9 protein-coding genes are annotated in these 10,000 nt (G+C 32.4%); all 9 read left to right on the forward strand.

All coding sequences use genetic code 11. The annotated features are described in order from the left end of the window. On the forward strand, window positions 1–920 hold a 920-nt coding region (locus LDL23_RS10145; RefSeq protein WP_291265594.1), incomplete at its 5' end, for a tetratricopeptide repeat protein. Between the two features lie 66 nt (window positions 921–986). After that, complete coding sequence (locus tag LDL23_RS10150; RefSeq protein WP_291265595.1) at window positions 987–2,741, forward strand: TonB-dependent receptor; 1,755 nt, start codon at window positions 987–989, stop codon at window positions 2,739–2,741. Between the two features lie 116 nt (window positions 2,742–2,857). Continuing rightward, the gene (locus LDL23_RS10155) at window positions 2,858–3,382 is read left to right on the forward strand and encodes a hypothetical protein (protein WP_291265596.1); all 525 of its coding nucleotides are present in this window, start codon (window positions 2,858–2,860) and stop codon (window positions 3,380–3,382) included. A 150-nt stretch (window positions 3,383–3,532) separates the two neighbouring features. Then, complete coding sequence (locus tag LDL23_RS10160) at window positions 3,533–3,859, forward strand: hypothetical protein (protein ID WP_291265597.1); 327 nt, start codon at window positions 3,533–3,535, stop codon at window positions 3,857–3,859. Between the two features lie 40 nt (window positions 3,860–3,899). Then, on the forward strand, window positions 3,900–4,349 hold the full coding sequence (locus tag LDL23_RS10165) for a GreA/GreB family elongation factor (RefSeq protein WP_291265598.1): 450 nt from the start codon (window positions 3,900–3,902) through the stop codon (window positions 4,347–4,349). Between the two features lie 235 nt (window positions 4,350–4,584). Further along, entirely contained in the window at window positions 4,585–6,201 is a 1,617-nt protein-coding gene (asnB, locus tag LDL23_RS10170) for an asparagine synthase B (RefSeq protein WP_291265599.1), read from the forward strand. A 257-nt stretch (window positions 6,202–6,458) separates the two neighbouring features. Continuing rightward, window positions 6,459–8,399, forward strand: coding sequence for a DNA topoisomerase (ATP-hydrolyzing) subunit B (gene gyrB, locus LDL23_RS10175; RefSeq protein ID WP_291265600.1), 1,941 nt, complete (start codon window positions 6,459–6,461; stop codon window positions 8,397–8,399). A gap of 79 nt (window positions 8,400–8,478) precedes the next feature. Then, window positions 8,479–9,411 carry a malate dehydrogenase gene (mdh, locus tag LDL23_RS10180; RefSeq protein WP_026724704.1) on the forward strand — a complete coding sequence of 311 codons (933 nt, stop codon included), beginning with the start codon at window positions 8,479–8,481 and terminating at the stop codon, window positions 9,409–9,411. Window positions 9,412–9,712: 301 nt separating this feature from the next. After that, window positions 9,713–10,000: hypothetical protein (locus tag LDL23_RS10185; protein ID WP_291265601.1), on the forward strand; the 288-nt coding region annotated here is incomplete at its 3' end.

The following is a 10,000-nucleotide window of genomic DNA, read 5'->3' on the forward strand; positions in this document are numbered from 1 at the left end:
GTCAAGTAGATGAATATGCAGCTTGGGTTAAAACTTTATCGTTTGTAGAAGTTTCAGATGCGGATTTAGATAATGATACTTACGAATCTGCCGAAAAACAATATCTACAAAACAATAACAAACAAGCGATTTCAGGATTTTCAAGTTATGTAAGCAAATTTCCAAATGGAATTCATGCTTTAAAAGCGAATTTCTACTTAGCACAATTGTATTTTGCTGATAATTTAGAAGCAAATTCAGTGAAACATTATGAGTTTGTAGTATCAAAACCAAGAAATGAATTTACAGAACAAGCTTTAGCGCGTTTGTGTCAAGTACACTTGAAAGCTAAGAATTATGATAGCGCGATTCCAGTTTTAAAGCGTTTAGAAACAGAAGCTGATTTTCCACAAAATATAACTTATGCGCAATCAAATTTAATGAAATCGTATTACGAAAAACAAGATTTTACTAATGCCGTTGTGTATGCCGATAAAGTGTTGAAAAACGACAAAATCGACGATAGAATTAAGAGTGATGCTCAAATTATCGTAGCGCGTTCAGCTATTAAAACGAATGATGAAGCTAAAGCGAAAGAGGCGTATGCTAAACTTCAAAAAATTGCAAAAGGGGAATTAGCGGCCGAAGCTTTGTATTACGATGCATATTTCAAAAACAAAGAAGGTAAGTTTGAACCATCGAATGTTGTGGTACAAAAAATCGCAAAAGATTATTCAGGTTATAAATATTACGGAGCGAAGAGTTTGGTAATTATGGCGAAAAACTTCTACGGATTAAAAGATAGTTTCCAAGCGACTTACATTTTAGAAAGTGTAATTGAAAACTTCAAAGAATATACAGATGTAATCGAAGAAGCGCAAAAAGAATTGGATTTCATCAAAGGAGAAGAAGCAAAACGTAATTCATCAATCACAAATTAATAAAATAAGATAATTGTCATACTGAACTCGTTTCAGTATCTAACATCTCATTTAAAAATAAAGAACATGAAGAAATTAAATATAATCGCCATAGTTTTAGTCGTATTCGGAATTCAATTTTCTTTTGCCCAAGTAAAAGATGAAAACATTGGTTCGGAAGTGGTAAACATTGTAAAACCATACACTCCAACTATTTCAGATGCTTTCAAAGTGAAAGAAACACCTGTTTTAGAAGATGAAGAAGAGCAAAAAAAGGAACCTATTCAGTATAATATTTTCTCATTTCCAGTAGCTTCTACATTTACACCAGCAAAAGGAAAAGCAGCTGGAGTAGATAAAACCGAAAAAGAAAAATTATACAACAATTACGCTACTTTAGGTTTTGGAAATTACCCAACAATCAATGCGGAATTGTTCATTACACAAAATTTAAGCAGAAGTAATTATGTAGGTGGAATGTTGCGTCATTTGTCGTCTCAAGGCGGAATTAAAGATTTGGTTTTAGATGATAAATTCTACAACACTAGTTTAGATGTAACGTACGGAGTTCGTGAGCGCGATATGAGTTGGAACGTAGATTTAGGTGTGAAAAACCAAATTTACAATTGGTACGGTTTACCAACAGAAACGATTTTCTTCGATGACGCTACAATTGCAGGAATTGATTCAAAACAAACGTATAATACGATAGCTCTTGGCGGAAAAATGAGTTTCAAAGACGGAATTTTCAATGATGCGAGCATGCAATTTAAACGTTTTTCTGATGGATTAAGTTCTGGTGAAAATCGTTTTTTCATCAAACCTAATTTCGATTTTGATGTGATGAATCAAAAAGTAAAAGCGGATTTTGTTGTGGATTATGTAGGTGGAAGTTTTGATAGAATGTACGATGTAGATGCAGAATTAAAATATAGTACGATTATCGCAGGAACAAGGCCAAGTATTTTATATCAAAAAGATGATTTATCAGTTCAAATTGGAGCTGGTGTGTATTATGCAACTGCAAAAATTAACGGAGAAAGCGATGGTAAAATCTTTGTTTATCCAAATATTAAAGCGTCATACAAGTTAGTAGGTGATATTTTGGTAGCTTATGCTGGAGCAGAAGGTGATTTAGAGCAAAATTCATATGCTGATTTTGTAGATCAAAATCCGTTTGTGTCTCCAACAATGTTCATTGCGCCAACCGATAATAGATACGATTTGTATGTTGGTATGAAAGGAAAATTAGCGAATTCAGTTGCTTTCAATGTTAGAGCTTCTAATAAAAATCAAGGTGATCGAGCTTTATTTGTAAGTAATGGTTTTGATGGAACAGGAACGAATACGAATGGTTATGCTTACGGAAATTCATTCGGAGTAGTGTATGATGATTTAAATACGCTAAGTATTTTTGGAGAATTGAAAGCCGATTTTTCTAAAAACGTAACTTTCGGAATCAACGGAACCTACAACAATTATTCAACCGACACACAAGCGGAAGCATGGAATTTACCACAATTAAAAATTGGTTCAACTGTAGATTTTGATATCAACGAAAAATGGTATGCGGGCGCGAATGTATTTTTTGTTGGCGAAAGAAAAGATTTAATTTCAATTCAAGATGATTTAACGATTAATCCAGGAACTTTCACTACAACTGTAGTAACTTTAGATAGCTATTTCGATTTGAATGCGCACGTAGGCTACAAATACAACGCAAGATTAACGGCTTTTTTAAAAGGAAACAACTTAGCCAATCAACAATACAATCGTTGGGCGAATTTCCCAGTACAAGGTATTCAGGTGTTGTTAGGTGCTAATTATAAGTTCGATTTTTAAAACTTCAATATTCAATATTCGTTGTTCCTAGTTGAAAAATGTTAAATATTCAATTTTGAATAACGAGTTATGAAGTTTACTAAAGTCGTTTCATGAGTTTTTTATTATAATATTTTATGAATAAATATCTCTTTATTATTTTTTGTTTTAGTTTTTTGAGTTGTAATAAGAGAGAGCAAATTATACCCGATTATAATTCTGTTGCAAATCAATTAATTGAACAAGTTTTGAAAGATAACTCTTTTAATGATTGTTGTATGCTTGAAATTCCTGAAAAAACTTTTTTAGAAATAAGAGAAGAAGAAAGTCCTTTAATTGCAATTAGTACACAAAAAACTATAATGCAAAAGCTCCAAATAACATCAGATAAAAGTTTAGATAGTCTTCAAAATCAAACTAGAAATTTTAAAATAAATAGAGATATATTAAACCAATTCAAATTGAATTTAGTTAATGATAGTATCTTGAGATTTACAGACGAAAATTTAACAATTTGTCCAAAAGGAATCGTTGTTATTAGTAAACCAATATTTGATAAAAATTTTCAAACAGCAGTTATTAGCATTGGTTTTGGATTTACTTGTAGCCTTGGACATGTTGAAAAATATCGATTAAAAAACGGTAAATGGTATCATGACTAAATTGCTATTTGTACTAATTCATAGAATTTCTTTATTTTAGAATTCTTTCCTTAGATTTTATTATAAATTTTAACAAAACAATAATCCTTGTATTCTTAATGCCTTATTAGTAAACTTAGTGGTTATATTTTTACTTAACATTATTAAATAATGAAAATAAATATTAAAGTTTTTATTCCATCAGTTTTTCTTTTTGTTTCTTGTGATGGTTATCAGTCTATTGATGGAATGACTGTTGACTCTGAAACACATAAACCAATTAATAATGTTCAGATAAGAGAAATTAAAGAGGTTGATGCTTTAGGATTTTCCGATGAACAAGGATATTTTGAGTTTCATGAAATAAAAGGATTTGCTTTTGGTGATAAAGAAATGACTCTTGTTTTTTCAAAAGACAGTTATACATCGGATACAATTACTTTTATTAATAATGAAAGTAAGTTAATTAAATTAGAAAAAATTGCTGAAAAACAATAATCCTTGCATCCTTAGTGCTCTTTGCGGTTAAACATTCATCATGACATTCAAACAAAAAATAAAATCCCATTATGAAAACCTATTATCGGAGAAAATAAACGAATTACGCTTTATGATTTCCGATTTGGCTCAAGATGCGCAAAACGACGCGAAAGGTTCGGCTGGCGATAAGCACGAAACTGCTTTGTCCATGATGCATTTGGAGCAAGAAAAACTCAATCAAAAATTAGCAGAAATCATCGAACAAAAAAACATTGTAGATAAGATAGATGCTGATGCAATTCACACCAAAGTAGTACTCGGAAGTTTGGTTCAAACCAATGAAATGTTATTTTATATCAGTGCTGCCTTACCTAAAAGTCAACTCGAAAATAAAACCATAATTGCTGTTTCTCCGCAATCACCATTAGGAAGTCAATTAATGGGAAAAAGTCTCGGCGATGAGGTTGTAATCAATACAAATCGATTCCAAATTAAAACAATCGAATGATTCAGAAGCCACTCACTTGAGTGGTTTTTTTATGATTTGTAATCAAATTAAACCCAAATACACTTTTTAAATTTATAATTTAATTAAAAAATCATTTTTTAGTTTAAAGTTATAACTAAAATTAAATTTATGGTTTAATATTTAAACTTATATGTTCAATTTTGCTTCATCAAATTAAGTGAATTAATTCTTTCACTTAAATAATTAAACATTTCAATAATTAAACTAAAAAGTTATGTGCGGAATATTAGCCATTATAGGAAAAGGAAAAGAAGAGGCATTAGTACAACAATTGTCTAAAAGAATGAGCCATCGTGGTCCAGATGAAAGTGATATTCATGTAACCGTGAAAGGACATATTTTAGCTCACGAACGTTTGTCAATTGTCGATTTACATACTGGAAAACAACCCATTCAAGGAACCGATTCGGCTTGGATGGTGCATAATGGCGAAATATACAATCACAAAAAATTAAGAGAAACCACTTTAAAACATCACACGTTTAGAACCACATCAGATTCAGAAGTTATAGTGCATTTGTATGAAGAATTTGGTTACGATTTCTGTGATATGTTAGATGGAATTTTCGCTTTGGTAGTTATAGATGGAGATGATTATATCGTAGCTCGCGATCCACTAGGAGTAAAACCTTTGTATTATGGAATGGACGAAAGAGGACGCTTGTATTTTGCATCTGAAATGAAAGCGATTACCGACCAATGTAAGTCATTCTCAACCTTTCCTCCAGGACATTATTATACTGAAAAAACAGGTTTCGTTAAATATTATAAACCAGAATGGGAAGCACACGAAAAAGCAGTTGAAAAACTAGATTTACAAGCTTTACAATCAAGTTTGACACAAGCGGTAGAAAAACGTTTAATGTGTGATGTACCTTTTGGAGTTCTACTTTCTGGTGGATTGGATTCATCTTTAATAGCTTCAATAACGTCAAGATTGTTAGAAGGAAGCGGACAAGAATTGCATTCGTTTTCTATCGGATTAGATGCTTTGGCTCCGGATTTAGTAGCAGCAAAAAAAGTGGCCGATTTCATAGGAACAACACATCACGAAATTCATTTCACTGTCGAACAAGGAATCGAGATTTTAGATAAATTGATTTGGCATTTGGAAACCTATGATGTAACGTCAATTCGTGCGAGTACGCCTATGTATTTCTTGTCGAAAGCAATTACGGAAAAAGGAATCAAAATGGTATTGTCAGGAGAAGGTGCGGATGAAATTTTCGGAGGTTATTTGTATTTCCGAAATGCACTATCAGTATTAGATTTTCAAAAAGAAACAATCGAACGCGTTCAAAAGTTATTTACAGCCGATTTACTTCGTGCCGATAAATCAACCATGGCGCACGGATTAGAAGCAAGAGTTCCGTTTTTGGATAAAGCGTTTTTGGATTTAGCAATCAAAATTCAACCTGAAGAAAAAATGCCAAAAACTTATGACGGAATTGAAAAATATATTTTACGAAAAGCATTCGATACACCCGAAAAACCCTTTTTGCCTGAAGAGATATTATGGAGACAGAAAGAACAGTTTTCTGATGGAGTAGGGTATAACTGGATTGATACTTTAATCGAGTATTGCTCAAGTCAAGTAACAGATGAAGAATTTGAAAAAGCAAAACTGTTCTTTCCTTATAACACGCCAGTTACAAAAGAGGCATTTTATTATAGAAGGATATTTCATAAGCATTTTCCACAAGAAAGTGCAGCACAAACAGTTCGAAAATGGATTCCAAAATGGCAAGAAAATCAAGATCCAAGTGGAAGAGCAAATGCAGCTCACGTTAAGGCAGATGTGTCGATTTCAGTAGAAATGGAGAAAATATAGTTTATAGTTTAGGTTTGTTGTTTTGAAAGACCTCTTTAATTCCGTTTTAAAGAGGTTTTTTTATTTCTTCTGTTTTGAGGAAATTAAAAAATCATTTAAAATTAAATTTAAGGTTGTTTTTATTCGATTTAAGCCACTTTTATCAAAAATTAACAAATGTTGATAACTTAACATCGAGTTGATGTGGTTTTTATTTCTTGTTTTTATCTAATTACTTATATTTGTTGATATAAAAATATTTATTTAGCACAAATATTATGAGTGAAGAAAATAAAAAAGGTAGTTATTCAGCCGATAGTATTCAGGCATTAGAAGGAATGGAGCACGTAAGAATGCGTCCTTCCATGTATATTGGAGATACTGGAGTTCGTGGATTACACCATTTAGTTTATGAAGTTGTAGATAACTCAATTGATGAGGCTTTAGCAGGACATTGTGATACTATTTATGTAGCAATTAATGAAGATAATTCGATTACGGTTGAAGATAACGGTCGTGGTATTCCAGTTGATTTACACAAAAAAGAAGGCGTTTCGGCACTTGAGGTTGTAATGACAAAAATTGGTGCTGGAGGTAAATTCGATAAAGATTCGTATAAAGTTTCTGGAGGTCTTCACGGGGTTGGGGTTTCGTGTGTTAATGCACTTTCTGACCATTTAAAGGCAACGGTATTCCGTGAAGGTAAAATTTACGAACAAGAATACGAAAGAGGAAAAGCATTATATCCAGTTAAACAAATTGGAACTACAGAAAAAAGAGGTACAATGGTTACTTTCAAACCAGATGCTACCATTTTTACTCAGACTTTAGAATATTCTTACGATACATTAGCATCTCGTTTACGTGAGCTTTCTTTCTTAAATAAAGGAATCAGAATTACTTTAACAGATAAAAGAAATCCTGATGAAAAAGGTGAGTTTCCAGTTGAAACTTTCCAATCTAAAGAAGGTTTGAAAGAGTTTGTTAAGTTTTTAGATGGAAATCGTGTGCCAATCATTGGTCATGTAATTTCAATGGAACATGAAAAAGGTGAAATTCCTGTTGAGGTTGCTTTAATTTACAATGAAAGTTATTCAGAAAATATCTTTTCATATGTAAATAATATCAATACGCACGAAGGAGGAACACACTTGCAAGGTTTTCGTATGGGATTAACGCGTACGTTAAAAAAATATGCAGATGCTTCTGGATTATTAGATAAATTAAAATTTGAAATTTCTGGAGATGACTTCCGTGAAGGTTTAACAGCTATTATTTCGGTAAAAGTGGCAGAACCTCAATTCGAAGGTCAAACTAAAACCAAATTAGGAAATAGAGAAGTAGTTTCTCCAGTTTCTCAAGCGGTTTCAGAAATGTTAGAAAATTATTTGGAAGAAAATCCAAATGATGCAAAAATTATTGTTCAAAAAGTAATTTTAGCTGCTCAAGCACGTCACGCTGCCAAAAAAGCACGTGAAATGGTACAACGTAAAACCGTAATGGGTGGCGGTGGATTACCAGGTAAATTATCAGATTGTTCTGAGCAAGATCCAGCAAAGTGTGAAATTTTCCTTGTTGAGGGAGATTCGGCAGGTGGAACTGCAAAACAAGGTCGTGACAGAGCTTTTCAAGCGATTTTGCCATTACGTGGTAAGATTTTGAATGTTGAAAAAGCAATGCAGCATAAGGTGTTCGAAAACGAAGAGATTCGTAATATTTTCACCGCTTTAGGAGTTACCATTGGTACCGAAGAAGATAGTAAAGCTTTGAACCTTTCTAAGTTACGTTACCACAAAGTAGTGATTATGTGTGATGCCGATGTCGATGGTTCTCACATTTCAACATTAATTCTAACATTCTTCTTTAGATTTATGAAAGAATTAATTGAAGGAGGTCACGTGTATATTGCAACACCACCTTTATACTTGGTTAAAAAAGGAAACAAAAAAGAATATGCTTGGAACGATGATCAACGTGATTTGGCTAACGAAAGAATGGGTGGAAGTGCTGCAATTCAACGTTATAAAGGTCTTGGAGAGATGAACGCAGAGCAATTATGGGAAACAACATTAAATCCAAATTATAGAACTTTACGTCAAGTAACTATTGATAGTTTAACAGAGGCGGATAGAGTTTTCTCTATGTTAATGGGAGATGAAGTGCCACCTCGTAGAGAATTTATCGAGAAAAACGCTGCTTATGCAAAAATTGATGCGTAAATCAATACTTTTTGGTAAATTTGTAAATGAAAAAATGTTGAATTTCAATTTTATATAAATATTTAATATACACAACAAAATGAAAGTAACAATAGTTGGTGCGGGTAACGTAGGTGCAACATGTGCAGATGTTATTTCGTACAGAGGAATTGCAAGTGAAGTAGTATTAGTAGACATCAAAGAAGGTTTTGCAGAAGGTAAAGCGATGGATATTATGCAATGTGCTACAACAACTGTATTCAACACACAATTAAGCGGAACAACAGGTGATTATTCTAAAACTGCAGGAAGTGATGTGGTAGTTATTACATCTGGAATTCCAAGAAAACCAGGAATGACGCGTGAAGAATTAATCGGAATCAATGCAGGAATCGTTAAATCGGTTGCGGATAACGTATTAACACATTCTCCAAATGCAATTATTGTTGTAGTATCAAATCCAATGGATACTATGACGTATTTAACATTAAAAGCTACAGGATTGCCTAAAAATAGAGTAATTGGAATGGGTGGAGCTTTAGATAGTTCTCGTTTCAAATATTTCTTATCGAAAGCATTAGACAAACCAGCTAATGATGTTCAAGGTATGGTAATTGGAGGTCACGGTGATACTACTATGATTCCATTAACACGTTTAGCATCTTACAATGGTGTTCCTGTTTCTAATTTCTTATCTCAAGCTGAGTTAGATAAAGTTGCTGCTGATACTATGGTGGGTGGTGCTACTTTAACAGGTTTATTAGGAACTTCTGCTTGGTATGCGCCAGGAGCTTCTGTAGCGTATTTAGTAGATAGTATTTTAAACGATCAAAAACGTATGATTCCATGTTCAGTTTTCTTAGAAGGGGAGTATGGACAAGAAGATATTTGTATGGGAGTTCCATGTATTATTGGTAAAAACGGTGTTGAGAAAATCGTTGACGTACAATTAAATGATGCTGAAAAAGCATTGTTTGCTAAGAGTGCAGATGCAGTTCGTAACATGAACGCCGATTTGAAATCAGTATTGTAATTTCACATCAAAATAAAATTGAAAAACTGTCAAGAAATTGGCAGTTTTTTTTTGTTATAATCATTTTTTAAATACTATTTTAAAATGGTATTTGTTTCTAAAGATTGGAGTTTTCAACAATATTTTCTGTTTTGTGAAATACTTTTTTAAGTTGCAAGTGTTTCATTTTTAAGGAATAATGTGTTTTTGTAGTGAAACTTAGGTAAAAAGGTTGCTTTAATCGAAAATAAAATTGCTAAATCCTATTGTAAATTATATATTTGTCCGTTTTTATAAAATAGAATAAATAAATTTTAGAATAATGCAGAATAGAGGACTTATTAAATTTTTCGCAATTATCTTTGCTTTGGTATGTGTATACCAGCTTTCTTTTACTTTCGTAGCGAATAGTATTGTTTCTGATGCAAAAGCTTTTGCAAAAGGAGATTCAGCTAAAGAATTACGCTATTTAGATTCTATCGGTAAAGAAGAAGTATACCTAGGTCATACTTACAAAGAAGTTACTAATAACCAAATCAACAAAGGTCTTGACTTAGAAGGAGGATTAAACGTTATTCTTCAAATTTCAGTTAAAGATGTTTTGAAAGGA

Origin of the sequence: Flavobacterium sp., assembly GCF_020217025.1 — a bacterium.
Classification (GTDB): domain Bacteria; phylum Bacteroidota; class Bacteroidia; order Flavobacteriales; family Flavobacteriaceae; genus Flavobacterium.

Excerpts from the sequence above, each read along its gene's own strand:
- LDL23_RS10150 (WP_291265595.1), top strand. The coding sequence starts at position 987 with ATGAAGAAATTAAATATAATCGCCATAGTTTTAGTCGTATTCGGAATT.
- LDL23_RS10155 (WP_291265596.1), top strand. The coding sequence starts at position 2,858 with ATGAATAAATATCTCTTTATTATTTTTTGTTTTAGTTTTTTGAGTTGT.
- LDL23_RS10160 (WP_291265597.1), top strand. The coding sequence starts at position 3,533 with ATGAAAATAAATATTAAAGTTTTTATTCCATCAGTTTTTCTTTTTGTT.
- LDL23_RS10165 (WP_291265598.1), top strand. The coding sequence starts at position 3,900 with ATGACATTCAAACAAAAAATAAAATCCCATTATGAAAACCTATTATCG.
- asnB (WP_291265599.1), top strand. The coding sequence starts at position 4,585 with ATGTGCGGAATATTAGCCATTATAGGAAAAGGAAAAGAAGAGGCATTA.
- gyrB (WP_291265600.1), top strand. The coding sequence starts at position 6,459 with ATGAGTGAAGAAAATAAAAAAGGTAGTTATTCAGCCGATAGTATTCAG.
- mdh (WP_026724704.1), top strand. The coding sequence starts at position 8,479 with ATGAAAGTAACAATAGTTGGTGCGGGTAACGTAGGTGCAACATGTGCA.